The 23468-nt window shown below is 72.7% G+C and carries 22 protein-coding genes; 14 read left to right on the forward strand and 8 right to left on the reverse strand.

Features of this window, described 5'->3' with window-relative positions; translation table 11 throughout:
- The first annotated feature begins 57 nt into the window (after positions 1-57).
- Positions 58-441: an SHOCT domain-containing protein gene (locus tag ACFZDL_RS39540; protein WP_353591910.1), complete on the forward strand. Its 384-nt coding sequence runs from the start codon at positions 58-60 to the stop codon at positions 439-441.
- Positions 442-497: 56 nt separating this feature from the next.
- Here ACFZDL_RS39540 and ACFZDL_RS39545 read toward each other — a convergent pair whose 3' ends face one another.
- Together ACFZDL_RS39545 and ACFZDL_RS39550 are read right to left on the reverse strand one after the other, a co-directional pair.
- Positions 498-944, reverse strand: coding sequence for a hypothetical protein (locus ACFZDL_RS39545; protein WP_353591714.1), 447 nt, complete (start codon positions 942-944; stop codon positions 498-500).
- Between the two features lie 153 nt (positions 945-1097).
- Positions 1098-2144, reverse strand: coding sequence for a LacI family DNA-binding transcriptional regulator (locus ACFZDL_RS39550; protein ID WP_353591713.1), 1047 nt, complete (start codon positions 2142-2144; stop codon positions 1098-1100).
- A gap of 155 nt (positions 2145-2299) precedes the next feature.
- On the opposite strand from ACFZDL_RS39550, the gene ACFZDL_RS39555 reads away from it, so the two are divergent.
- Both ACFZDL_RS39555 and ACFZDL_RS39560 read left to right on the forward strand, forming a co-directional pair.
- Positions 2300-3256, forward strand: coding sequence for an ROK family protein (locus tag ACFZDL_RS39555; RefSeq protein WP_353591712.1), 957 nt, complete (start codon positions 2300-2302; stop codon positions 3254-3256).
- A gap of 174 nt (positions 3257-3430) precedes the next feature.
- A complete protein-coding gene (locus ACFZDL_RS39560) occupies positions 3431-5398 on the forward strand; it encodes a protein kinase (protein WP_353591711.1) in 1968 nt (655 codons plus the stop codon).
- Between the two features lie 62 nt (positions 5399-5460).
- Here ACFZDL_RS39560 and ACFZDL_RS39565 read toward each other — a convergent pair whose 3' ends face one another.
- A complete protein-coding gene (locus ACFZDL_RS39565) occupies positions 5461-7515 on the reverse strand; it encodes an NPCBM/NEW2 domain-containing protein (protein ID WP_353591710.1) in 2055 nt (684 codons plus the stop codon).
- A 210-nt stretch (positions 7516-7725) separates the two neighbouring features.
- Here ACFZDL_RS39565 and ACFZDL_RS39570 point away from each other — a divergent pair, with 210 nt between their 5' ends.
- The 4 genes from ACFZDL_RS39570 to ACFZDL_RS39585 all read left to right on the forward strand — a co-directional run bounded on the left by ACFZDL_RS39570 (position 7726) and on the right by ACFZDL_RS39585 (position 12064).
- Positions 7726-9009 carry an ABC transporter substrate-binding protein gene (locus tag ACFZDL_RS39570; RefSeq protein WP_353591709.1) on the forward strand — a complete coding sequence of 428 codons (1284 nt, stop codon included), beginning with the start codon at positions 7726-7728 and terminating at the stop codon, positions 9007-9009.
- Between the two features lie 12 nt (positions 9010-9021).
- Positions 9022-9936, forward strand: a complete 915-nt coding sequence (locus ACFZDL_RS39575) for a sugar ABC transporter permease (RefSeq protein WP_353591708.1) — start codon at positions 9022-9024, stop codon at positions 9934-9936.
- Positions 9937-9956: 20 nt separating this feature from the next.
- Positions 9957-10883 carry a carbohydrate ABC transporter permease gene (locus ACFZDL_RS39580; RefSeq protein ID WP_353591909.1) on the forward strand — a complete coding sequence of 309 codons (927 nt, stop codon included), beginning with the start codon at positions 9957-9959 and terminating at the stop codon, positions 10881-10883.
- A 146-nt stretch (positions 10884-11029) separates the two neighbouring features.
- Complete coding sequence (locus tag ACFZDL_RS39585) at positions 11030-12064, forward strand: NUDIX domain-containing protein (protein WP_353591707.1); 1035 nt, start codon at positions 11030-11032, stop codon at positions 12062-12064.
- Positions 12065-12408: 344 nt separating this feature from the next.
- On the opposite strand, the gene ACFZDL_RS39590 is transcribed toward ACFZDL_RS39585, so the two are convergent.
- A complete protein-coding gene (locus ACFZDL_RS39590; RefSeq protein WP_353591706.1) occupies positions 12409-13836 on the reverse strand; it encodes a dipeptidase in 1428 nt (475 codons plus the stop codon).
- Positions 13837-14007: 171 nt separating this feature from the next.
- Between ACFZDL_RS39590 and ACFZDL_RS39595 the strand changes: the two genes are divergently transcribed.
- A complete protein-coding gene (locus ACFZDL_RS39595) occupies positions 14008-15237 on the forward strand; it encodes a geranylgeranyl reductase family protein (protein WP_353591705.1) in 1230 nt (409 codons plus the stop codon).
- A gap of 27 nt (positions 15238-15264) precedes the next feature.
- Here ACFZDL_RS39595 and ACFZDL_RS39600 read toward each other — a convergent pair whose 3' ends face one another.
- A complete protein-coding gene (locus ACFZDL_RS39600) occupies positions 15265-15759 on the reverse strand; it encodes a nitroreductase family deazaflavin-dependent oxidoreductase (RefSeq protein WP_353591704.1) in 495 nt (164 codons plus the stop codon).
- A 131-nt stretch (positions 15760-15890) separates the two neighbouring features.
- Here ACFZDL_RS39600 and ACFZDL_RS39605 point away from each other — a divergent pair, with 131 nt between their 5' ends.
- Complete coding sequence (locus tag ACFZDL_RS39605; RefSeq protein WP_353591703.1) at positions 15891-16586, forward strand: TetR/AcrR family transcriptional regulator; 696 nt, start codon at positions 15891-15893, stop codon at positions 16584-16586.
- Positions 16587-16632: 46 nt separating this feature from the next.
- On the opposite strand, the gene ACFZDL_RS39610 is transcribed toward ACFZDL_RS39605, so the two are convergent.
- The 3 genes from ACFZDL_RS39610 to ACFZDL_RS39620 are packed head-to-tail and all read right to left on the reverse strand — an operon-like array spanning position 16633 to position 19027.
- Positions 16633-17502, reverse strand: coding sequence for a biotin-dependent carboxyltransferase family protein (locus ACFZDL_RS39610; protein WP_353591702.1), 870 nt, complete (start codon positions 17500-17502; stop codon positions 16633-16635).
- Positions 17499-18263, reverse strand: a complete 765-nt coding sequence (pxpB, locus tag ACFZDL_RS39615; protein WP_353591701.1) for a 5-oxoprolinase subunit PxpB — start codon at positions 18261-18263, stop codon at positions 17499-17501. Before pxpB ends, ACFZDL_RS39610 begins: the two co-directional genes overlap by 4 nt.
- Positions 18260-19027 carry a 5-oxoprolinase subunit PxpA gene (locus ACFZDL_RS39620; protein WP_353591700.1) on the reverse strand — a complete coding sequence of 256 codons (768 nt, stop codon included), beginning with the start codon at positions 19025-19027 and terminating at the stop codon, positions 18260-18262. The genes pxpB and ACFZDL_RS39620 overlap by 4 nt, the downstream gene beginning before the upstream one ends.
- Before the next feature lie 117 nt (positions 19028-19144).
- Between ACFZDL_RS39620 and ACFZDL_RS39625 the strand changes: the two genes are divergently transcribed.
- The 5 genes from ACFZDL_RS39625 (at position 19145) to ACFZDL_RS39645 (ending at position 23440) form a co-directional block, all read left to right on the forward strand.
- Positions 19145-19867 carry a GntR family transcriptional regulator gene (locus tag ACFZDL_RS39625; protein ID WP_353591699.1) on the forward strand — a complete coding sequence of 241 codons (723 nt, stop codon included), beginning with the start codon at positions 19145-19147 and terminating at the stop codon, positions 19865-19867.
- A gap of 127 nt (positions 19868-19994) precedes the next feature.
- Positions 19995-20717, forward strand: coding sequence for a DUF969 domain-containing protein (locus tag ACFZDL_RS39630; protein WP_353591698.1), 723 nt, complete (start codon positions 19995-19997; stop codon positions 20715-20717).
- A complete protein-coding gene (locus ACFZDL_RS39635; RefSeq protein WP_353591697.1) occupies positions 20714-21682 on the forward strand; it encodes a DUF979 domain-containing protein in 969 nt (322 codons plus the stop codon). Before ACFZDL_RS39630 ends, ACFZDL_RS39635 begins: the two co-directional genes overlap by 4 nt.
- 10 nt (positions 21683-21692) lie before the next feature.
- Entirely contained in the window at positions 21693-22364 is a 672-nt protein-coding gene (gene pcp, locus ACFZDL_RS39640; RefSeq protein WP_353591696.1) for a pyroglutamyl-peptidase I, read from the forward strand.
- 98 nt (positions 22365-22462) lie between these two features.
- A complete protein-coding gene (locus ACFZDL_RS39645; RefSeq protein WP_353591908.1) occupies positions 22463-23440 on the forward strand; it encodes a DUF2891 domain-containing protein in 978 nt (325 codons plus the stop codon).
- The last annotated feature ends 28 nt before the right edge of the window (positions 23441-23468 follow it).

The following is a 23468-nucleotide window of genomic DNA, read 5'->3' on the forward strand; positions in this document are numbered from 1 at the left end:
CGGCGCGGGTGGGAGCTTTTGTCGGTCTCACCGGGCGCGTCCGATGGGAGGCGGATGATGGACTATCCCTTGTTGAACGTGTTCATGACCACGCTCTGGTTCTTCCTGTGGATCCTGTGGTTCATACTGCTCTTCCGCGTGATCGGCGACCTCTTCCGGGACGACTCGATGAGCGGCTGGGCCAAGGCGGGCTGGTGCTTCTTCGTCGTCGTGCTGCCCTTCCTCGGCATCTTCGTGTACCTGATCGCACGCGGCCGTGGCATGGGTGAGCGCGAGGCGAAGGCGGCCCTGAAGGCGGAGGCGGATCTGAAGGAGTTCGTGCGCGAGACCGCTGCCAGCGGTCATGCCGCGGAGCTCTCCAAGCTCGTGGAGCTCAAGAACCACGGCGACATCACCAGCGAGGAGTACGAGCGCGCCAAGGCCAAGGTGCTCGCGGCCTGAGTCCGTGGCCCGGGCTCACGGCCTGAGCCCGGGCAGGAGGGCGGCCACCGCCGCGCTCAGTACCGCACCGCGGCGCCGATCTGCGCCGTGAGGTGTCCGCTGAGCTTGCGGTGGCTGCGCGCGGTGGCCTTCTTCGACGAGCGGGGCTGGACCGAGGAGACCGTGAGCACGGTCACATCGAGCAGACTCCCCTTCGCGTCGCGGAAGTTCACCTCCACGGCGTACTTCGCCGCGTTGTCCTTTTTGTTGGTCACGGTGATCGGCGCGACGGCATGGCCGTCCTGGGCGATCGAGACGGCGCCGGCTTTCACATCACCCTTGGCCTTCACACCGTTCTTGATCTTGTCCAGCTCGGCCTTCGCGGAGGCGGTCGCCGAGACGATGGCCTTGGAGACCTTGGAGGCGGGGGACGACGAGCCGCCGCCAGAACAGCCGACCGCCACCAGCGCGGTGGCCGCCACCAGACTTCCCGCGCAGAACGTCCGTACCCGGCACCGGGCCATCGCGCCTCACCTCGTCCCGTCCGCGCCGTGTCGCGGCGTGCCGCAGCGTGCGGAGTGCCGCCGTCGGTCCCACCCTGACGGCAGGAGGGCGCCGTGGCGACCCGGATGGTCCATCCGGGGGTCGAGGGCCGGGGCCGAGGGCCGGGAAGGCGGTTACGCGGCCGGCGGCAACTCGCCCGAGCCGCGCGCGATCAGGCGGGTCGGCAGGACCACCCGCCGCGGCTCGCCCCCCGCCCCGTCGAGGCGGCGGAAGAGCAGGTCCGCGGCGGTGCGGCCGAGTTGGGCCGAGTCCTGGGCGATCACGGTGATGCCGGGGGAGAGGAGATCGGCGAGCTCGAAGTCGTCGAAGCCGACGAGGGCCACCGGCCCGGGGCGCCCGGCCAGGACCCGTACGACGGTGACCGTCACCCGGTTGTTGCCCGCGAACAGCGCGGTGACCGGCTCCGGGGCGTCCAGCATCGCGATGGCCGCGGCCCGTACCCGCTCGGGATCGGTGGGGCCGAGGGCCACCCACGCGTCGTCGATCGGCAGCCCTGCCTCGGCCATCGCCGTCCGATAGCCGCGCAGCCGCTCCTCGGCGGTGTGGATACCCGGCTGGTCGCCGAGGAAGCCGATGCGGCGGTGGCCGTGGGCGATCAGATGGGCGACGCCGTCCCGCGCGCCGCCGAAGCTGTCGGAGAGCACGGCGTCGGCGTCGATGCGGCCGGCCGGGCGGTCCACGAACACGGTGGCGACGCCGGCGGCTATCTCCGGGCCCAGATAGCGGTGGTCGCGGCCGGCCGGGATGACGACGAGGCCGTCGACCCGCCGGGCGCACAGCGCGAGCACGAGCTCCTGCTCGCGCTCGGGGTCCTCGGCGCTCGAACCGTTGATCAGCAGGGCGCCGTGCGCGCGGGCCACCTCCTCGACGGCGCGGCTGAGGGGCCCGTAGAACGGGTCGGCGAGGTCTTCGAGGACCAGTCCGATGCTGGCCGTGCGGCCCTTGCGCAGAATGCGGGCGCTGTCGTTGCGGCGGAAGCCGAGCGCGGTGATGGCCTCCTTGACGCGCCGTTCGGTGTCGGGCGTGACCCCCGGCTCGCCGTTGACCACCCGCGAGACCGTCTTGAGGCCGACCCCGGCACGCGCGGCGACGTCCTTCATGGTGGGCCGGGTGCCGTAGCGGCGCGGAGTGGTGGCGGTGCCCGGAGCGGTGTCGGTCACGGTGCGGTTGTCCCGTCGCTGGTCGTTCGCTGGCCGTCCGCTGGTGGTCGTGCGGAAGGGTGTCCGAGCATAGCCCCTGGACAACGTTGTCAGCGGCAGGGAAGACTGGTGCCCCACAGTGATACACCGAGAGCCCGCCGGGGGAGTCGACTCAAATGCCACGTGACCTCATCGCCGCACTGGACATCGGCGGGACCAAGATCGCGGGTGCCCTGGTGGACGGCAGCGGCAAGCTGGTCGTACGGGCCAGACGCGCCACCCCCGCCCAGGAGCCGGGCGAGACCGTGATGCGCGAGGTCACGGCGGTGCTCGACGAGCTGTCGGGCAGCGCGCAGTGGTCGCGGGTGGCCGCGGTCGGCATCGGCAGCGCGGGCCCGGTCGACGCCTCCGTCGGCACCGTCAGCCCCGTCAACATCCCCGGATGGCGGGACTTCCCCCTGGTCGCCGGGGTCCGGGAGACGGTCGGTGAACTGCCGCTCGCGCTCATCGGCGACGGAGTGGCGATGGCGGCTGCCGAGCACTGGCAGGGCGCGGCGCGCGGGCGTACGGGCGCGCTGTGCATGGTGGTGTCCACGGGCGTCGGCGGCGGCCTGGTGCTGAACGGCCGGCTGCACCCGGGCCCCACGGGTAACGCCGGGCACATCGGCCACATCAGCGTGGACCTCGACGGAGACCCGTGCCCGTGCGGCGCGCGCGGCTGCGTCGAGCGCATCGCCAGCGGTCCCAACATCGCCCGCCGGGCCCTGGAGGGCGGCTGGCGCCCCGGCCCGGGCGGCGATGCGAGCGCGGCGGCCGTGGCCGCCGCGGCCCGGACCGGCGACCCGGTCGCACGGGCCTCCTTCGAGCGCGCCGCGCAGGCCCTGGCCGCCGGGATCGCGGCCACCGCGACGCTCGTCGAGATCGAGGTGGCCGTGGTCGGCGGCGGGGTGGCGGGCGCCGGGGACGTGCTCTTCACCCCTCTGAGACGCGCGCTGCGCGACTACGCGACCCTCTCGTTCGTCGGCGGCCTGGAGGTCGTCCCCGCGCAGATGGGCACGGACGCCGGCCTGGTCGGCGCCGCCGCGGCGGCCGCCCAGCACGCCGGCCTCGACGGCTTCGGCACTCCTTCTTAGGGGCTCGGTTCTCTCCACCCGCCGGGCGGGCCCAGCGAGCCGAGCCAGCGACGCACAACCGACCCGACAGGGCCCGCACGCCCGCGAGTTGAGCGGGACTGTCGGCGCTTGCCCCTAAGCTGTTGCGCGACCACGGCTTACAAGGGGGACTGAGGCACGGTGTCACCGGGGGACATGAGCGGGGACCTGACCGGCAGGCTGCTGGGCGGTCGGTACCGCGTGACCGGCACGCTCGGCCGGGGCGGCATGGGCGTGGTCTGCAAGGCTGTCGACGAGGTGCTGGGCCGGGAGGTCGCGGTCAAGGTGCTGCGCGCCTACACCGACTCCTCCGGACCCGAACTCGCCGATCTGCGCGTCCGGATGCAGCGCGAGGCCCGGGCCGCGGCGCGGATCCGCCACTCCGGTGTGATCACCGTGCACGACGTGACCGAGGAGAGCGGGCTTCCGGTCATCGTCATGGAGCTCATCGACGGCCGGTCGCTGGACGACCTGATCGACGAGCGGGGCGTCGTGGCGCCCCTGGAGGCCGCGGCGATCGGCGCGAAGGTGGCGGACGCCCTCGGCGCGGGCCATCACGCCGGCGTGCTGCACCGTGACGTGAAGCCGGGCAATGTGCTGCTCGACCACGACGGCCGGGTCATCCTCACCGACTTCGGCATCGCGAGCATGGAGGCGCCGGGCGACGACGCGACGACCAAGCTGACCCGAAGCGGTGAGCTGATCGGCTCCCTGGACTATCTCGCGCCGGAGCGCGCCCAGGGGCAGGAGCCCGGCCCGGCCTCGGACATCTGGGCGCTCGGCATGACGCTGTACGCGGCGGTGGAGGGCTCCTCCCCCTTCCGGCGTACGTCGGTGTGGTCGACGCTCACGGCCATCGTCACCGAACCGCTTCCGGAGCCGAGGCGGGCCGGGCCGCTGGCGCCGGTTCTGCACGCGATGATGGACAAGGACCCGGCGGCGCGGCCGACCGCGGCCCGCGCGCGGGCCATGCTGGAGGCGGTCGCGGCCGGGGAGGAGCCCTGGGCCGCCGCGGGGTGGGCGGGGCGGACGCCGACGGCGCCGGACGTGCTGGGCTCCGCCCCGCCGCGCAGCGCCCGGACGGGCGACCCGTCCGGCGACCCGTCCGGGGGTTCGCCCGCCGGCTCGTCTGCAGGTCAGGCCGGCGGCCCGCCCGCCAGCCCGGCCGGCGGCCCGAGGTCCACCGAGCCGCAGCCACTCCCACCCCACCCTTCCGGCTCCCAGCCCGCCGCCCCGCAGCCTTCCGCCGCTCAGCCGCCCATTCCGCCGTCGTCCTCCCCCCTGCTGTCCTCGGCCCCGCCCGGCTTCGGGCCGCCGCGGGCGCCCGAGGAGCCGCTGGTGAGCGGCGGGGCTCCGGGCGGCGCGCCGCCGCCTCGGCCCGGGCGTAAGAAGGCGCTGATCGCGGCCATGGTCGTCGCCGTTCTGCTCGCCGGGGGAGGCGTGACGTACGCGCTCGTCGGCGGCGACGGCGACAAGACCGTGGCCGGGAGCCAGGAGGACACGTCCGGGTCCCCCTCCCACTCCGCCTCGCCGGACGGCGGGAAGGCCGGGGACAAGGGGAGCGCGGACGGCAAGGACGACCGGGACGGCAAGGGGGACAAGGGCGACAAGGGCGGGAAGAAGACCGCGGAGCCCTCGGGCTCCGGTTCGCCGTCCGCCTCGGGCAAGCCCGGCGACAGGGGAAACGGTGCGTCCGGCGGTTCGGACGGCGACTCGGACGGCGACGGCAAGGGCGGTAAGGGCGGAGGCGACGGGACGTCGGACGGAGGCGGCGACCACGGCGGCTCCGGCGGGGCGGGCGGGGCCGGCGGCAGTTCGGCGGACCCGGACCCGACCCCCTCGCCGGTCTGCCATGACGCCGGCGGCGGGAAGTACAACTGCGAGGTGTGGCGCACCGCCACGTCGTACACGGCATCCGGAGAGCCGGTCGGCACCCTCAACCAGGGGCTGAACTACTTCTACTGCCAGCAGAACCTGGGCCGCCGGGAGACCTACGGCAAGTGGACGAACGTGTGGTGGGCCAAGACCGACGACGACAGCGGCAACACCAACGTGTTCATCAGCGACGTCTACATCAAGGGCGGGGACAACGACCAGCCCCTCCCCGGGCTGCCCGTGTGCTGACGGGCGGGGAAGGGCCGGCCGGCCGCCGGGCGGAGCGCGGTGGCCGCGCCCGCGCGGCGGCGTCAGCAGCTGAAGGCCGCCTCCGCCCAGTCCCCGTGGTCGCTGGTGATGTCGTCCCCGCCGTCGGTGGTCACCAGCCGGACGGTCGTCGCGCCGCCGAGCGCGGCCGTGACGGTCGTGGCCGGGTCGGCGTTGGTCAGCGTGCCCGTCGAGGCGACCTTCTCGCCGTCCGCCCACACCTCGAAGGCGACCGTTCCTGCGGCGTCCTCCTCGTCGTCCACGCCGACCTGGGCCGTGAAGGCCGTGCACCGGCCGCCGGTGTAGTACGTCACCTCGCTCGGCGCATGCACGCCCAGGCCCTTGGCGTGGACGGTGCCGCCGATGGTGATCGGATGTCCGTCGCCCGCCGCGTTCTCGCCCACGCTGGTGTCCTTCTCCACCGGACCCCAGCCGTTGACCGCGCTCAGCCAGGGCAGATCGCTTGCGTACGAGGTCCCGGAGGGCGGGGCCACCACCACATGCACCGGGGCCGGCAGCTGTGCCGCGGCCCGGGTGCCCTGCGGGGAGCGGTAGTCCGCCGAGGCCTTCAGCTCGTACGCGCCGGCCGGGGTACCGGCGGGCGCGGTGACCCGCCAGCGCGTGGTCAGCTTCCGGCCGGTGGGCAGGGTGGCGGCCCCGGTCGGGGTGGCGGCCTCGACGCGCCAGCCGTCGGGGCCGGTGAGGCGGACCGAGACCCGGCGGGCCGGGGAGCGGCCGAGGTCGGTGACGGTCGTGGCGACCTCGGCGGTGGTCCCGGCCTCGGTCAGCGCGGCCGCGTCGGTGCCCAGTTCCACGGCGGGCGGGTGGGTGGCCCAGCGCCGGTCGGCCGAGACGCGGAACAGCACGGTGCCATGGGCCGGGACGGTGGCCGCCACGTCTCCCGCGGTGTTGTAGCTCCGGTGCTGCCACAGGTCGCGCAGCCGGTACGCGTCCGCCTGCGGCAGGCCGAGCGCGGCGGCCGTGGTGGCGATGTGACGGGGCCGGTCGGTCTCGTTGAAGAGCGCGACCGCACGGTCGCCGCCCGCGAGCTCCTTGGCGATGACCCAGCCCCCGCCCTCGGAGGAGAGCACCTCGCCCTGCTTGCCGAGCCGGTCCTGGTCGACGGCGACGACCTCGCGGTTGCCCAGGATCTCGTAGGTCTCAGGGGTGGCCTTGCGCAGATCGGTCCCGATCAGCAGCGGCGCCGCCATGATCGACCAGAGGGAGAAGTGGCTGCGGTACTCGGTGGGCGTCATCCCGCCGTTGCCGACCTCCAGCATGTCGGGGTCGTTCCAGTGGCCGGGCCCGGCGTACGGGGCGAGCGGGAGGTTCTTCTTGGCGATCGAGAGCATGCTGCCCCAGCTGTCGCTGATGTCGCCGGTGGTACGCCACAGCTGGCCCATGTCCGCGGCCCACTCCCATGGCTTGTTCTGGCCCCATTCGCAGATGCTGTAGACGATGGGGCGGCCGGTCGCCTGGAGCGCGTCGCGCATGGCGAGATAGCGCTGTTTGGCGTCCACGCCTTGGTTATTGCAGTTGTCGTACTTGAGGTAGTCCACGCCCCAGTCGGCGAACTGCTGGGCGTCCGACCGCTCATGGCCGAGGGCGCCGGGGAAGCCGGCGCTGCTGCAGGTCTTGGTGCCGGCGCTGGTGTAGATGCCGAACTTCAGCCCCTTGGAGTGCACATAGTCGGCGACGGCTTTGATGCCGTTCGGGAAGCGCACCGGGTCCGGGACCAGTTTGCCGTCCGCGTCGCGCTGGGGCAGCGCCCAGCAGTCGTCCAGGTTGACGTACTGGTATCCGGCCTCCTTCAGGCCCTTGGTCACGAAGATGTCGGCGATGTCCTTGACCATCGCCTCGTTGAACTCGGCCCGGCAGTAGGTCGAGTTCCAGTTGTTGAAGCCCATCGGGGGAGTGAGGGCGAGCCCGCCGCCCGGCGCGGCGGCGGGCGGTGCCGCGTCTGGGGAGGCGGCGGGCTGGTTCGCGGGCTGGGCGGCAGCCGGGACGGTCAGTCCGGCCGCCCCGGTCGTACCGAGTAGTGCGGCGGCCACTCCTCCGATGATTCTTCGGCGGATGGCCAGGGAAGAGAGATGGCGCATGATGCGGGTCCTCCGTTTTCGACGGGGTGACGCTGCGTCAAAGCACGTAACTCGCGGTCGTTTACGGTAGAGCGTGTTGGAGTCTGTTGGAAGAGAACCGGTAACGGTTGTTCGATATCTCGTCATAACTCTTGACTGGGCCCCGTCCGACGGGTGAGATCCACTCACTCGCGTTCGGTTGTGTTCGATTGAACCTCCTTGGAGGGGCACATGGCACAGTCATCGTTAGAACATCGGATCTCCCGTCGCACTCTGTTCCGGGGCGCCGCGATCGGAGCCGGCGCGGTCGCGCTCCCGGCGCTGCTCACCGCCTGCGGCGGACCCAGCGACGAGGTGAAGATCGGATCCAACGCCTCGGACGCCGTGCCGCGCAAGGCGTTCGCCGAGGTGTTCGACGCCTACGAGAAGAAGTCGGACAAGAAGCTCAAGGTCAACACCGTCAACCACGAGTCCTTTCAGGAGAACATCAACCGCTATCTCAAGGGCACCCCCGACGACGTCTTCATGTGGTTCGCCGGCTACCGCATGCAGTTCTTCGCCAAACAGGGGCTGCTCGCCGAGATCAGCGACCTCTGGAAGGGCTTCGAGGGCTTCTCCGACGCGCTCAGGCAGCAGTCCACCGGCGAGGACGGCAAGCAGTACTTCGTGCCGTATTACTACTACCCGTGGGCCGTCTTCTACCGGAAGAGCGTGTTCCAGCAGCACGGCTACGAAATCCCCAAGACCTTCGACGAGTACCGCGCGCTCGCCAAGCGGATGGACAAGGACGGCCTGGACGCGATCGCCTTCGGCGACAAGGACGGCTGGCCCGCCATGGGCACCTTCGACTACCTCAATATGCGGGCCAACGGCTACGACTTCCACATCTCCCTGATGCGGGGCGAAGAGTCCTGGACGGACCCCAAGGTCAGGGGCGTCTTCGACCTGTGGCGCGGTCTGATGCCGTACCACCAGAAGGGGGCGAACGGGCGCACCTGGCAGGAGGCCGCGCAGAGCCTGGCGCAGAAGAAGTCGGGCATGGCCGTCTTCGGCCTGCCGCACCCGGGCCAGCAGTTCCCCGCGGCCGACCGCGACGACCTCGACTTCTTCCCCTTCCCCGAGATCGACTCCGCCTACGGCCAGGACGCCGTCGAGGCGCCGATCGACGGCTTCCTGCTGTCCAAGAAGTCCAAACGGCAGAAGCAGGGCAAGGAACTGCTGAAGTACCTCGCCACCCCGGCCGCCGAGGAGATCTACCTCAAGCGGGACCCCAACAACATCGCGGTCAACGAGGGCGCGTCCACCTCCTCGTACAACACGCTGCAGAAGAAGGCCGTCGAGCTCATCGCCGACGCGAAGCAGATCTCGCAGTTCATGGACCGCGACACCCGCCCCGACTTCGCGTCGCAGGTGATGATCCGGGCCATCCAGCAGTTCATCAACAACCCGGACGACATCGACTCGCTGACGAAGAGCATCGAGTCCCAGAAGAAGACCATCTTCACCAGCGACTAGGAGACACGCGCCGTGCCGCACACCACCGCGCGGCGTGCCAGGCGGCGGGGCCCGCGGAAGTTCACCACCCGCGACCTCGCCGTCATCGGCGTGCTGCTGGGCATCCCCGTACTGCTCGACCTCACCCTCGTCTGGGGCCCGACCCTCGCCTCCATCGGCCTGTCCTTCACCAGCTGGGACGGCATCGGCGACATCCACTGGGTCGGCGTCGACAACTACCGCACCCTGTTCACCGACTATCCGCCGTTCTGGCCGGCCGCCCGCAACAACCTGCTGTGGCTGGCGTTCCTGGGGTTCGTCGCGACCCCCTTCGGGCTGCTGCTGGCCGTACTCCTCGACAAGGGCGTCCGGTTCAGCCGCTTCTACCAGTCCACCCTCTACATGCCGGTGGTGCTCTCGCTCGCCGTCGTCGGCTTCATCGCCCAACTGGTCTTCTCCCGCGACCAGGGCGTGCTCAACGCCATCCTCGGCAACACCGACGACCCGGTGGACTGGCTCGGCGACCCCGACCTCAACATCTGGGTGGTGCTGCTGGCCGCCGCCTGGCGGCACACCGGGTATGTGATGATCCTCTACCTGGCCGGGCTGAAGTCCGTCGACCCCTCCCTCAAGGAGGCCGCGGCCCTCGACGGGGCGGGCGAGCGGCAGACCTTCTTCCAGGTCGTGCTGCCCACGCTGCGGCCCGTCAACGTCATCGTCGGCGTCATCACCGTCATCGAGGCGCTGCGCGCCTTCGACATCGTCTACGCCATCAACCACGGGCGCAACGGCCTGGAACTGCTCTCCGTGCTCGTCACGGACAACATCATCGGCGAGGCCAGCCGCATCGGCTTCGGGTCCGCCATCGCCGTCGTCCTGCTCACTGTGTCCCTGGGATTCATCGTGACCTATCTGGTCCAGGAGCTGAGAGGGGAGAAACGACGATGAGCAGGGGGATGACCAGGGGGATGACCGCGAGCGCCCGGACCACCCCCGTCCGGCCGCCCGCCCCCGCGGCGCCCAAACAGGGCGGGCGCCGCAGGACGCGCCCCGGGCGCCTGGGGCTGCACGCCTTCTTGATGACCGTCTCGCTCGCCTTCCTCGCCCCACTGCTGCTGGCCGTCTACGCCTCGCTGCGCCCGTACGAGGAGACCGCGGAGCACGGCTACTTCTCGCTGCCGCGCCATCTGTCGTTCGACTACTACAAGCAGGCGTTCAACGACTCGGGCATGAGCAAGTACTTCGTCAACTCGCTCATCATCGCGGTGCCCGGGGTGCTGCTGACGCTCTTCTTCGCCTCCTTCGTCGCCTTCGCCGTCTCGCGGCTGAAGATGCGCGGCGGGCTGGTGCTCCTGATGGTCTTCACGGCCGGGAACCTGCTGCCGCAGCAGGTGATCGTCACCCCGCTGTATGTGCTCTTCACCAAGATCAACCTGCCGTACTGGATGTCGGAGTCGATGACGATGTACGACTCCTACTGGGCGGTGATCGCCGTTCAGGTCGCCTTCCAAGTCGGCTTCTGCGTCTTCGTCCTGGCAAACTTCATGCGCACCCTGCCGCTGGAGATCCTGGAGGCGGCGGTGGTGGACGGAGCCGGGGTGTGGACCCAGTACTGGCGGATCACCCTGCCGCTGTGCCGTCCGGCGCTGGCGGCGCTCGGCACGCTCCAGTTCACCTGGATGTACAACGACTTCCTGTGGGCGCTGGTCTTCGTCTCCGACGGCGACAAGCTCCCCATCACCTCCGCGCTCAACAATCTGCGGGGCCAGTTCTTCACCGACTACAACCTGCTGGCGGCCGGCTCGGTGATCGTGGCGCTGCCCACCGTGCTGGTCTTCCTGCTCCTCCAGCGCCACTTCATCGCGGGCCTCACCCTCGGCGCGAGCAAGGGCTGAGGGGCGGCGCCCCGGTGCGCTGACGGTACATGCCGTGCCGCGCCGCCGCCCCGGCGGCGGCGCGATCCGTCACTCCCCGGCCTCCGGGCGTTTCCGCAACAGGGTGATGCGGGCAACTGACAGGGGGCGATGGAATAGGGGGAAATGTGATCGTCTGGCTGAACGGTGCGTTCGGCGCGGGCAAGACCACCGCGGCCCGCGAGCTGGTGGACTTCTTGCCCGGCAGCACGTTCTACGACCCTGAGCTGGTCGGCGACGGCCTGCGGATGATGCTGCCGCGCAAGCGCCTTGACGAGGTGTCCGACTACCAGGACCTGCCGTCCTGGCGGCGGCTGGTGGTGGACACCGGCGCGGCGCTGATCGCCGAGGTCGGCGGTCCGCTGGTGGTGCCGATGACAGTCCTGAGGCAGGAGTACCGCGATGAGATCTTCGGCGGCTTCGCGGCCCGGCGCATCCCCGTGCGGCATGTGTTGCTGCACACCGACGAAACGATACTGCGCGAACGAATAGCGGAGCGCGAGGCCGTCCCGGGCGACGCGGACGCCAGTGAATCCGTCCGCCGCTGGTGCCTGGAGCACCTCGCGCCCTACCGCTCGGCCCTCCAGTGGCTCGTCGACGACGCGCATGTCGTGGACACCACCGGGCTCACCCCCCGGCAGACCGCCGAGCACATCGCCGACGCCGTCCGCGAGGGCGCGGGCAGCTGCGACATCGTGCAGACCCCGGAGCCCAGGGCCGAGACCCTGGCGGCCGGGGTTCTGCTCTTCGACGAGGACGACCGGGTGCTGCTCGTCGACCCCACCTACAAGCCCGGCTGGGAGTTCCCCGGCGGCGTCGTCGAGCCCGGAGAACCGCCCACCGGCGCCGGCGTCCGGGAGGTGGTCGAGGAGCTGGGCCTCAGGCCGGCCGAGCCGCTGCGGCTGCTGGTCGTCGACTGGGAGCAGCCCCGCCCGCCCGGCTACGGCGGCCTGCGGCTGCTCTTCGACGGCGGACGGCTGACCGCCGAAGCGGCCCGCGAGGTCCTGCTCCCGGCCTCCGAACTGCGCGGCTGGCGTTTCGTCACCGAGAAGGAGGCGGCCGAGCTGTTGCCTCCGGTCCGGCTGAGCCGACTGCGGTGGGCGCTCCGCGCCCGCGAGCAGGGCCGCCCCCTGTACCTCGAGGCGGGGACGCCTGCGGACTGAGCGCGGGAGGTTGGGCGCGGTATGGCTCCGTGCCGCCCGTGCGGCGCTGCGATACGGGGCGGCTTACGGCCCGCCGTCCGGTCCGGTGGCGAGCCCGCCGCCCGATCCGGCGGCTCCCGGCCCCGGGGCGGCCCGGGGGCGGCTGTGGCTGGTCGGGCCCTGAGCCGGTTCGCTCTGTCCCGGACCGGGTGCGCCTCGGCCGGGCCCGACCGGCGCTGTCGTGAACCGGCCCTGTTCCGGCTGGGCCGCCGGAACCGGCCTGGCCGGGCACCGGCCGGACCGGCGCCGGGGGCGTTCCGGCGCCGGGCGTGACGCCGGGCCCGGCGTCACGCCCGGCGCGGGGGCTACCGCGTCCCGGCGGCCGTGGCCTCGTCCGCGTAGGACCGCAGGAACAGCGCCTCCGCGAGCGAGAGCCGCTCCAGCTCCTGCGGTGAGACGCTCTCGTTGACGGCGTGGATCTGCGCGTCCGGCTCGCTCAGCCCGATCAGCAGGATCTCCGCCTCCGGGTAGAGCGAGGCGAGCGTGTTGCACAGCGGGATCGAGCCGCCCGCCCCCGCGATCGCCATCCGCTGCCCGTCGTACGCCTCGCTCAGGGCCCGCCCCATCGCCGTGTACGCGGGGCTGGCGGTGTCCGCACGGAACGGCTGGCCCTGGCCGACCTGCTCGACGGCGACCCGCGCGCCCCAGGGCGCGGCGGACTGCAGATGGGCGGTCAGCAGCTCGGCCGCCTTTCCCGCGTCCACGCCCGGCGGCACCCGCAGGCTCACCGCCGCCCGCGCGCTCGCCTGCACCGACGGGGTGGCGCCGACGACCGGAGGGCTGTCGATGCCCAGGACGGTGACCGCGGGGCGGGCCCAGACGCGGTCGGCGACCGTGCCCGAGCCGATCAGCTCGACTCCGTCCAGCACCTTGGCGTCCTTGCGGAAGTCCTCTTCCGGGTACTGGAGTCCGTCCCAGGTCTCGTCGGCCGCCAGCCCCCGGACGGTCGTGGAGCCGTCCTCGGCCCGCAGCGAGTCCAGGATGCGGATCAGCGCGGCGAGCGCGTCCGGGGCGGCGCCGCCGAACTGGCCGGAGTGCAGATTGCCTTCCAGGGTGTCCACCCGCACCCGCAGCAGCGCCATGCCGCGCAGCATCGCGGTGACCGTCGGCAGCCCGCAGCGGAAGTTGCCGGTGTCGCCGATGACGATCGCGTCGGCGGCCAGCAGCTCGGGGTGCGCCTCCGCGTAGCGCTCCAGGCCACCGGTGCCCTGCTCCTCCGAGCCCTCCACGATCACCTTGACGTTCAGCGGGACCCCGCCGTGCTCCTTGAGCGCCCGCAGCGCGGTGAGGTGCATGATCAAGCCACCTTTGCAGTCGGCGGCGCCGCGCCCGTACCAGCGCCCGTCGCGCTCGGTCAGCTCGAAGGGCGGGGAGATCCAGGCGGCCTCGTCCAGCGGCGGCTGGACGTCGTAATGCGCGTAGAGCAGCACCGTCGGGGCCCCGGCCGGGCCGGGCAGCAGTCCGTAGACCGACTGGGTGCCGTCGGGGGTGTCCAGCAGCGCCACGTCCGTGAACCCCTCGGCGCGCAGCGCGTCGGCGACCCAGGCCGCCGCGGCCTCGCACTCGCTCCTGGGGAACTGCGCCGGGTCCGCGACCGACTTGAACGCCACGAGCTCGGCCAGTTCGGCCTTGGCGCGGGGCTGCAGCGCGGCGACGGTGGCGGCGATGGCCCGGCGGTCGGCCGGGGCGGTGGCCGCGGGGCCGTCGGGTCGGGCGGAAGGTGCCTGCTCCATGTGGGGACGCTCCTGTGGGATGCGCGCGATGGCACGTATGTGCGGCTTGATGATGTGCCGCCGATCATCCCACAGCGGGGTCACTCCCAGGTGAGCCGTAGGATGCCACGGTGGCCCGCGGCGGTGGTGGCGCAGGGCGATCAGGTCGGTCGAGTGGGAGCGGAAGCACACGTGAGCAGCGACAACGCGGCCCGGAACGGGGCCTCCCCGGCGGAGTCGGCGGACGAGTCGGTATGGGACGTCGTCGTGGTGGGGGCGGGCCCGGCGGGTGCCTCCGCCGCCTACGCCGCCGCCTGCGCGGGCCGTCGGGTGCTGCTGCTGGAGAAGGCCGAACTGCCGCGCTACAAGACGTGCGGCGGCGGCATCATCGGCCCCTCGCGCGAGGCGCTGCCGCCCGGCTTCGAACTCCCGCTGCGCGAGCGGGTCCACGCCGTGACGTTCTCGCTGAACGGCAAGCTGACCCGTACCCGCCGCTCCAAGCAGGTCCTGTTCGGGCTGATCAACCGGCCCGAGTTCGACGCCGGGCTGGTCGAGGCCGCCAAGGACGCGGGCGCCCGGGTGCGCACCGGCACCGCGGTGGCGCGCGTCGAGCAGCACGGCCCGTCCGTGCCCGACCGGCGCACGGTGGCCGTGGTGCTCGCGGACGGCGAGACGGTGCTGGCCCGGGCCGTGGTCGGGGCGGACGGCAGCGCCAGCCGGATAGGCGCCCATGTCGGGGTCAAGCTCGACCAGGTCGACCTCGGCCTGGAGGCGGAGATCCCGGTGCCGCCGACCGTGGCGGAGGACTGGTCGGGCCGGGTGCTCATCGACTGGGGCCCGCTGCCGGGCAGTTACGGCTGGGTCTTCCCCAAGGGCGACACGCTGACCGTCGGGGTGATCTCGGCCCGTGGCGAGGGCGCCGGGACCAAGCGCTATCTCGAGGACTTCATCGCCCGGCTCGGGCTCGCCGGGTTCGAGCCGAGTGTCTCCTCCGGCCACTTGACCCGCTGCCGCTCCGACGACTCGCCGCTGTCCCGTGGCCGGGTGCTGGTGTGCGGGGACGCGGCGGGGCTGCTGGAGCCGTGGACCCGCGAGGGCATCTCCTTCGCGCTGCGCTCGGGGCGGCTCGCGGGGGAGTGGGCGGTACGGATCGCCGAGGCCCATGACGCGGTGGACGCCCGGCGGCAGGCGCTGAACTACGCCTTCGCGATCAAGGCGGGGCTCGGGGTGGAGATGGGGGTCGGGCGGCGGCTGTACTCGGTGTTCGCGCGCCGCCCCGGAATGTTCCACGCGGCGCTCACGGGCTTTCGGCCGGCGTGGCGGGCGTTCACGAAGATCACGCGCGGCACGACGACCCTCGCGGAGATCGTCCGTACCCATCCGGCGGCCCGGCGGGCGCTGACCGCGTTCGACCGCAAGTAGCGGCGCGGCCGGTCCGGCGCCCGGGGCTCACGCCCTGGCGGCCGGGGCGTCGGCGGCGTCGGTGGTGGTGGCGTCGGCGGTGGTGGTGATGCGGAAGACCGGGTGGAGCGGGGAGATCCGCGCCAGCTCGTCGTCCGAGGACTTCGCGGTCGCTCCGTCGAAGAAGCTCTTCACCTCCCAGCCCCAGCGGTCGAGGTAGGCGCGCAGCGCCTCGGTCTTCTCCGCGCCCTCCGGCAGCTCGGTGGCGGTGAAGGTCTGCCGGCGGCGCCCGAGCTGCAGTCGTCCGCCGCCCGCCGCGCGCATGTTGCGCACCCACTGGGAGGCGCCGCGGGGGGAGACCAGATAGCGCTCGCCGTTCAGCGACAGCGGATTGACCGGCACCCGCCGCCATTCACCGGTCTTCCGGCCGACGACAGACAGTTCGGCGGTGCCGAAGAAGCTCACCCCGCGCCGGGCGAGCCAGCTGACGGTGGCGTTCATGGCGCTGTCGAACCGGCCGGGCTTGATGTGGTGCTCCGACATGGTGTCCTCCCGTGCTCCATTGGGAGAGCGGTGCTCTCTCTTGAGATCAGTGTGCATGAAGCGGTGCGCTCTTGCAAGAGCACTGCTCTCGTTATTGGCCGGTGCTCCGACAGGATGAGAGACTGTCTGCCATGAGTGCGATCCGAGGGGCCAGGGAACGGGCCCGTACCGAAGTGACCGCCGCCATCAAGGAAGAGGCGCGCAGCCAGCTCGCCCGCGAGGGAGCGGCCAAGCTGTCGCTGCGCGCCGTCGCGCGCGAGCTCGGCATGGTCTCCTCCGCCCTCTACCGCTACTTCCCGAGCCGCGACGACCTGCTGACCGCGCTCATCGTGGACGCGTACGACGCCCTGGGCGCGGCGGCCGAGGCGGCCCTGGCGGAGACGGACGGCCGGGAGCCCGGGGAGCGGTGGGGCGCGGTCTGCCGGGCCGTACGGGAGTGGGCGCTGGCCCATCCGCACGAGTACGCGCTGATCTACGGCTCCCCGGTGCCCGGCTACTCCGCGCCCCAGGACACCGTCGTGCCCGCCTCCCGGGTGGGCCTCGCCCTGCTCGCCGTCGCGGGTGAGGCCCACGCCGCGGGCACCCTGCGCGTCCCCGGGGAGAGCGAGGTCCCCGAGGCGGTGCGGGCCGACGCCCGGGCCCTGGCCGCGACCCTGGGGACCGGGCTTCCCGACGCGGCGCTCGCGGCGTTCATCGCGGCCTGGGCGCAGCTTTTCGGCCTGGTGAGCTTTGAGCTCTTCGGCCAGTTCAACAACGTCGTCGAGGCGCGCGAGGAGTTCTTCGCCCAAGCCGTGGCGGGGCTCGGCCGCACGGTCGGCCTCCCCTAGGCCGGCCGCTCGACGTGCCGCTCGCCGTACTGCCCGGCGCGGGTGTCTATCGGGCCGGGCGTGGCGTGAAGCGCACCACCGTGCCCGGGACGGCCTGGGCGGCCGCGGCGAGATGGGGTTCGGGGACGACGCCGACGACGGGGTAGCCGCCGGTCGTGGGGTGGTCGGCCAGGAACAACACCGGGCGGCCGTCCGGCGGGACCTGGAGCGCGCCCAGGGCCATGCCCTCGCTGGGCAGTTCGCCCTCCCGCGCGCGCTCCAGCGAGGGCCCCTCGGTGCGCAGCCCGATGCGGTTGCTCGCGGCCGACACCCGGAACTCGCCGGTCGCCAGGGTGCGCAGCGCCCGGGCGGTGAACCAGTCGTCGCGCGGGCCGAGCGCCACCGGCAGGACCAGCTCGCGCGGCGGCCCCGGGCAGGGCGCCGCATCCACGGCGGGCGCCGGGCCCACCGGCGCGCCCAGCCGCAGCACCGCGCCGTCGGTGAGCGGGGGCGGGCCGAGGCCGGAGAGCAGATCCGTGGAGCGGCTGCCGAGCACCTGCTCGGCCGCCACGCCGCCGCCGAACGCCAGATAGCCGCGCACGCCGTGGGTGGCGGCGCCCACGTCCACCAGAGCGCCCGCCCGCACCCGCACGGGAGCGCCCCATGCGGCGGGGCGGCCGTCCACGGTGACCGGGCAGGGCGCGCCGGTGACCGCCACCGTGGCCTCGCGGCGCAGCCGTACGGCGCAGCCGGTGAGCGTGGTCTCCAGGGCCGCGGCCCCTTCGGGGTTGCCCACCAGGCGGTTGGCGAGCCGCAGCGCGGGCTCGTCGAGCGCCCCGGAGCGCGGCACGCCGAGGTGGGCGTGGCCGATCCGGCCGAGGTCCTGGACGGTGGTCAGCGCGCCGGCCCGCACCACCGCGAAGGCGTGGTCCGTCATGCGGAAGTCTCTTTCGCCGCGGGCTTTTCCGGTGCGGGCTTTTTCCCTGTCCCTATGGGCTGTTCCGTTGTCCCCTGGGACTGCTTCGTTGTCTCCCGGGGCTGGTCCGCCTCCTCGGCGGGGCGCGCCGGTACGAAGCGGACGCGTGTGCCGGGGGACAGGAGCGCGGCCGGGGTGCGCGCGGTGTCCCACAGCACCGCGTCGGTGGTGCCGATCAACTGCCAGCCGCCGGGGGAGGAGCGCGGATAGACGCCGGTGTACGGGCCCGCGAGGGCGACCGAGCCGGCCGGGACCCTGGTCCTCGGGGTGGCGCGGCGCGGCACATGGCAGCGCTCCGGCAGACCGGTCAGATAGCCGAAGCCGGGGGCGAAACCACAGAAGGCGACCCGGAATTCGGTCTCCCCATGGATGCGCGCGGCCTCCTGCGGGGTGACCCCCCACAGCTCGGCGACATCGGCCAGGTCCGGGCCGTCGTAGCGCACCGGGATCTCGACGGTGGCGCCGTGGCCGCCGGCCGGCGGGGGGACGTCCCACCGCGCCACCTCGGCCGCGAGGGCGCGTGGATCGGCCACCCCGTCCAGCAGCACGGTGCGCGCCGCGGGCACGATCTCCCGCACCGCGGGCAGCGTCCGCGCCTCGGCGCGGCGCAGCAGCTCGGCGTGGAGGGCCAGGGCGGCCTCGCCGGTGTCCACCTCGAGCAGCAGCGCGTGGTCCCCCACCGGCAGGCCGCGCACGCGGACCCGTCCGCCGGAGCCGGTCATGCGAACGGCTCCACGCGCACGCCGGCGCCCTCCAGTTCGGCCCGGACCCGGCGGGCGATGTCGGCCGCCCCGGGGGTGTCGCCGTGGACGCACAGGGACCGTACGTCCACCTCGACCGGCCGGCCGTCGATCGAGGTCACCGACCTGTCGCGGGCGAAGGCGAGGGAGCGCTCGACGACGGTGCCCGCGTCGGCGACGACCGCGCCGGGCTCGCCGCGGGGGACCAGCGTCCCGGCCGCCGTGTAGGCGCGGTCGGCGAACCCCTCGCGCACGACGGGCAGTCCGGCCGCGTCGGCCGCCTCGTGCAGCCGGGAGCCGGGCAGCCCCAGGACGGGCAGCGGGGCGTCGGCGGCCAGCCGTATGCCCTCGACGACGGCGGCGGCCTGAGCCCGGTCGTGTACGCAGCGGTTGTACAGCGCGCCGTGCGGCTTGACGTAGGCCACATCCGCCCCCGCGGAGCGCGCGAACACCCGCAGGGCGCCGATCTGATAGGCGATCTCGTCGGTCAGCTCGTGCGGCGGCACGTCCATGGTGCGCCGGCCGAAGCCCGCCAGATCCCGGTAGGAGACCTGCGCCCCGATGCGCACCCCGCGCTCGGCGGCCAGCTCGCACACCCGGCGCATGGTCGAGGGGTCGCCCGCGTGGAAGCCGCAGGCGACGTTGGCGCTGGTGACGACGGACAGCAAGGCGTCGTCGTCGGTGAGCTGCCAGCGTCCGAAGCCCTCGCCGAGGTCGGCGTTGAGGTCGATGGTGAAGTCCGCCATGGCACGACAAGGTAGGCGATCGTTGAACGATACGACAAGAAGAATGTTGTTCCGCTGGGTGTTCTGGGATTGACTTCTCGCCAAACGGGATTCAGAAGCGGCGAAAGGTGACCAACGGTGAGAAACGGGGCGGATGGGCGGATCGTGGAGGCGTCCGCGTTGGCCGAGCTGGAGGGCGACCGCGTACTGCTGGGGCGGACGAGCACCGCCGAGCGCGTCGCGGACATCCTGCGCGACCGCATCGCCGAAGGGTTCTTCCCGCCCGGCGCCCGGCTGTCCGAGGACAGCGTCAAAGGGGCGCTCGGCGTCTCGCGGAACACCCTCAGGGAGGCGTTCCGTCTGCTCACGCACGAGCGGCTGCTGGTGCACGAGCTCAACCGGGGCGTGTTCGTGCGCATCGTGACGGTGGACGACCTGAACGACATCTACCGCGTGCGCGCGCTGGTGGAGTGCGGCGCCGTACGCGGCCTCGGAAAGCCGCCGTACCCGCTGGAGGCGGTCGAGTCGGCCGTCCTGGCCGGGGAGCGCGCCGCGCAGGCGCGGGCCTGGCAGGACCTGTCCACCGCCAACATCCGCTTCCACCAGGGAATCGTGGCGCTCGCCGGCAGCCCGCGCGCCGACGAACTGATGCGCGGCGTGCTGGCCGAACTCCGTCTGGTCTTCCACGTCATGGACGACCCCCGCCGCTTCCACGCGCCGTATCTGGTCCGCAATCGGCACATCCTGGAGGTGCTGCAGTCCGGGGACGCCTCAGAGGCCGAGCGGCTGCTCGCCTCCTATCTCGAGGACTCCCGGCTCCAGTTGGCCGACGCCTACGCCCAGCGGGTTTCCGAGTCGTAAACGATCGGAGAGCCAAGAAACAACTGCATACCGAAGTCTTGTCGGATCGTTCAACGATCGCCTAGCCTCCGGTGCATTCTTCCTCACGGCGTCGCTCGTGAGGTCCTGCGCACGGAAGGCGGGACGCATGATCGTTCTCCTCGGCGTCCTGGTGGTGGTCCTCGGATTCGCCACCCGACGCAACCCGTTGCTGGTGGTGGGCGTCTCGGGCATCGTCACCGGGCTGCTGGGCAAGCTCTCGCCGCAAGAAGTCCTCGCGGCCTTCGGTGACGGCTTCGCCTCCAGCCGCTCGGTGACGATCTTCGTCATCACCCTCCCGGTCATCGGCCTCCTGGAACGCAACGGCCTGCAGGAACAGGCCCGCGTCCTCATCGGGCGGCTCGGCAAGCTCACCGCCGGCCGCTTCCTCGCCCTCTACCTGGGGCTCCGTCAGCTCACCGCAGCCTTCGGCCTCACCAGCATCGGCGGGCCGGCGCAGAGCGTGCGGCCCATGGTCGCGCCGATGGCCGAGGGGGCCGCCGAGCGCCGCCACGGCCCGCTGCCCGAGCGGATGCGCGAGCGCGTCCGCTCGTACGCCGCGAGCGCCGACACCGTCGGCCTCTTCTTCGGCGAGGACTGCTTCCTCGCCATCGGCTCGATCCTGCTGATCACCGGCTTCGTCAACACCACTTACCACACCCACCTGGAGCCGCTGCAGCTGGCGCTGTGGGCGATCCCCACCGCCGTGTGCGCCTTCCTCATCCACGGCGCCCGGCTGCTGCGCCTGGACCGCACCCTGGACCGCGACCTGGCGGCCGCGGGCGCGCGCTCCGCCCGGGCCGGCGACCGCACCCCGGAGGATGCCAAGTGATCAAGGTCGAGTGGTTCTACTGGCTCGTCGGCGCCGTCTTCCTCGCCATGGCCGCGCAGATGGTGGCCGACCGCAGCAACCCCAAGCGCCTTGGCTCCGCGGCCTTCTGGGGCCTGCTGGGCGGATGCTTCCTCTACAGCACCTGGGTGGTGAAGAAGCAGGCCCCGGCCGAGCCGCTGGGCCTCGCCGTGCTGGTCATGGTCTGCCTGGCCGGCTTCGGCCGCACCGGGCGCGGCACCCCGCGCACCACCACCACCGAACAGCGCACCGCGCTCGCCGCGCGGCTGCGGGGCAAGCTCTTCGTCCCCGCCCTCACCATCCCCGTCGTGGCGGTGGTCTGCGCCTCCGCCCTCAAGCACTGGCGCGTCGGCGGCGAGCCGGTGCTTGAGCCGGGCAGCGAGACCGTCCTCGGCCTCGGCTTCGGCGCCGTCGCCGGTCTCGTGGTCGCCATGCTCGTGGTCCGCGAGCGCAACCCCGCCGTACCGCTGCACGCCGGGCGCGGTCTGCTGGAGTCCATGGGCTGGGCGCTGCTGCTGCCCCAGCTGCTGGCCGTACTCGGCTCGATCTTCCAGGTGGCCGGGGTCGGCAGCCAGGTCGGCAAGATCACCGAACAGCTGCTGCCGGACGGCCAGAAGTACGTCGCCGTGGCCGTCTACTGCGTCGGCATGGCCCTGTTCACCACGATCATGGGCAACGCCTTCGCCGCGTTCCCGGTGATGACCGCCGCGATCGGCTGGCCCGTGCTCATCCAGCAGATGCACGGCGAACCGGCGGTCGTCCTCGCCGTCGGGATGCTGGCCGGCTTCTGCGGAACCCTCGTGACCCCCATGGCCGCCAACTTCAACCTCGTGCCCGCCGCCCTGCTCGAACTCAAGGACCAGTACGGGCCCATCAAGGCCCAGATCCCCACGGCCGGGGCGCTGCTGGCCTGCAACATCGTCATCATCTCGCTCTTCGCCTTCTGAGGGGGCACGCGTGACGCCAGCGACCCCAGTGATCCCCGCGGCCCGTGTGCTCCTCACCGGCTTCGAGCCCTTCGGCGGCGAAGACGTCAACCCCTCCTGGCAAGCCGTCTCGTTGGTCGCCGCCGGCCCTCCGCCCGGCATCCAGGTCACCGCTGCCCGGCTGAGCTGCGTCTTCGGCACGGTGCTCGACGAGCTGGCCGCGGCGGTGGAACAGACCGCGCCCGACCTGGTGCTGTGCGTGGGGCAGGCCGGGGGCCGCACGGGCATCAGCGTGGAACGCGTCGCGATCAATGTGGACGACGCCCGTATCCCCGACAACGCCGGGCGGCAGCCCGTCGACGAGCCGGTCGTCGCGGGCGGCCCCGCCGCCTACTTCGCCGCCCTGCCCGTCAAGGCGTGCGTGGCGGCGGTACGGGCGGCCGGAATTCCCGCCTCCGTGTCCCAGACGGCCGGCACCTTCGTGTGCAACCACGTCTTCTACGGGCTCGCCCACCTGATCGCCACCCGCAGACCGGCGCTGCGCGGGGGATTCGTCCACGTCCCGTACGCCCCTGGGCAGGTCGTGGACCGGGCCGAGCCCTCACTGCCCACCGACACGGTGGCGCAGGCCCTGCGGGCGATCATCACCACGGCCGTGACCACGCGCGAAGACCTCCGAGTCGCCGAGGGAGCCACCCATTGAGCAGCGTCCGACGCGATACGACGCGACCTGGGACCGCGGAGGCGGCGGAACCTGTCGGACTCGCCCAACTCGCCCAACTCGCCGACCGGTTCGCCGCCGTGGCCACGGCCAACGTGACCCGGCCCTACCCCTACGCCCCGGCCCATCTGCTGCGCGGCCCCGAGGACCTGGTGCCGCCGCGCCATCACCACCCCGCCTTCTACGGCTCGTACGACTGGCACTCCTCGGTGCACATGCACTGGCTGCTGGTCCGGCTGCTGCGCCGCTGCCCCGCCCGGATCCGTGTCGGCGAGGTCACCGAGGCGCTGGACCGCCACCTCACGGCCGAGCACCTGGCGGCCGAGGCGGACTATCTGCGCGCCCACCCGTCCTTCGAGCGGCCCTACGGCTGGGCCTGGCTGCTGGCGCTGACCGCCGAATGCCGGGCCCTGGGCCCGGCGGGCAGCCGGTGGGCGGCCGCCCTGGAGCCGGCGGCCGCCGCCGTGGAGACGCTGCTGCGCGACTGGCTCCGGCGGGCCACCTACCCCGTCCGGCACGGCACCCACACCAACAGCGCCTTCGCTCTCGGCCTGATCCTGGACAGCGCGGCCGCGGCCGGGCGGGCGGCACTCGCCGAGCCGATCGCGGCGGCGGTCCTCCGCTGGTTCGGCGACGACCACGATGCCCCGGCCCACTGGGAACCCTCCGGACAGGACTTCCTCTCCCCGGCCCTCAGCGAGGCGGAGGCGGTCTGCCGAGTGCTTCCGCGGGACGGGTTCGCCGCCTGGCTGGACGGCTTCCTGCCCGGTCTCGAACGCGGCGGCCCGGACCGGCTGCTCACCCCGCCGGTCGTCTCCGACCCCACCGACCCGCAGATCGGCCATCTCATCGGGCTCTCGCTCAGCAGGGCCGCGGCGCTGCGCCGGCTCGCCGCGGCGCTGCCCGGGAGCGACCCGCGCGGCCCCGTCCTGGTCTCGGCGGCGGAGGACCACCTCGCCGCCGGGCTGCCGCACGTGGTCTCCGGAGACTTCACCGGCGACCACTGGCTCGCCACCTTCGCGGCGCTCGCCCTGGGCGAGGGCCCGCGCGGAGGCTGACGGGGCGCAAGGAGTTGACGGCCGACGG

The sequence above is a fragment of the Streptomyces sp. NPDC007917 genome (genome assembly GCF_042959105.1).
Taxonomy (GTDB): domain Bacteria; phylum Actinomycetota; class Actinomycetes; order Streptomycetales; family Streptomycetaceae; genus Streptomyces.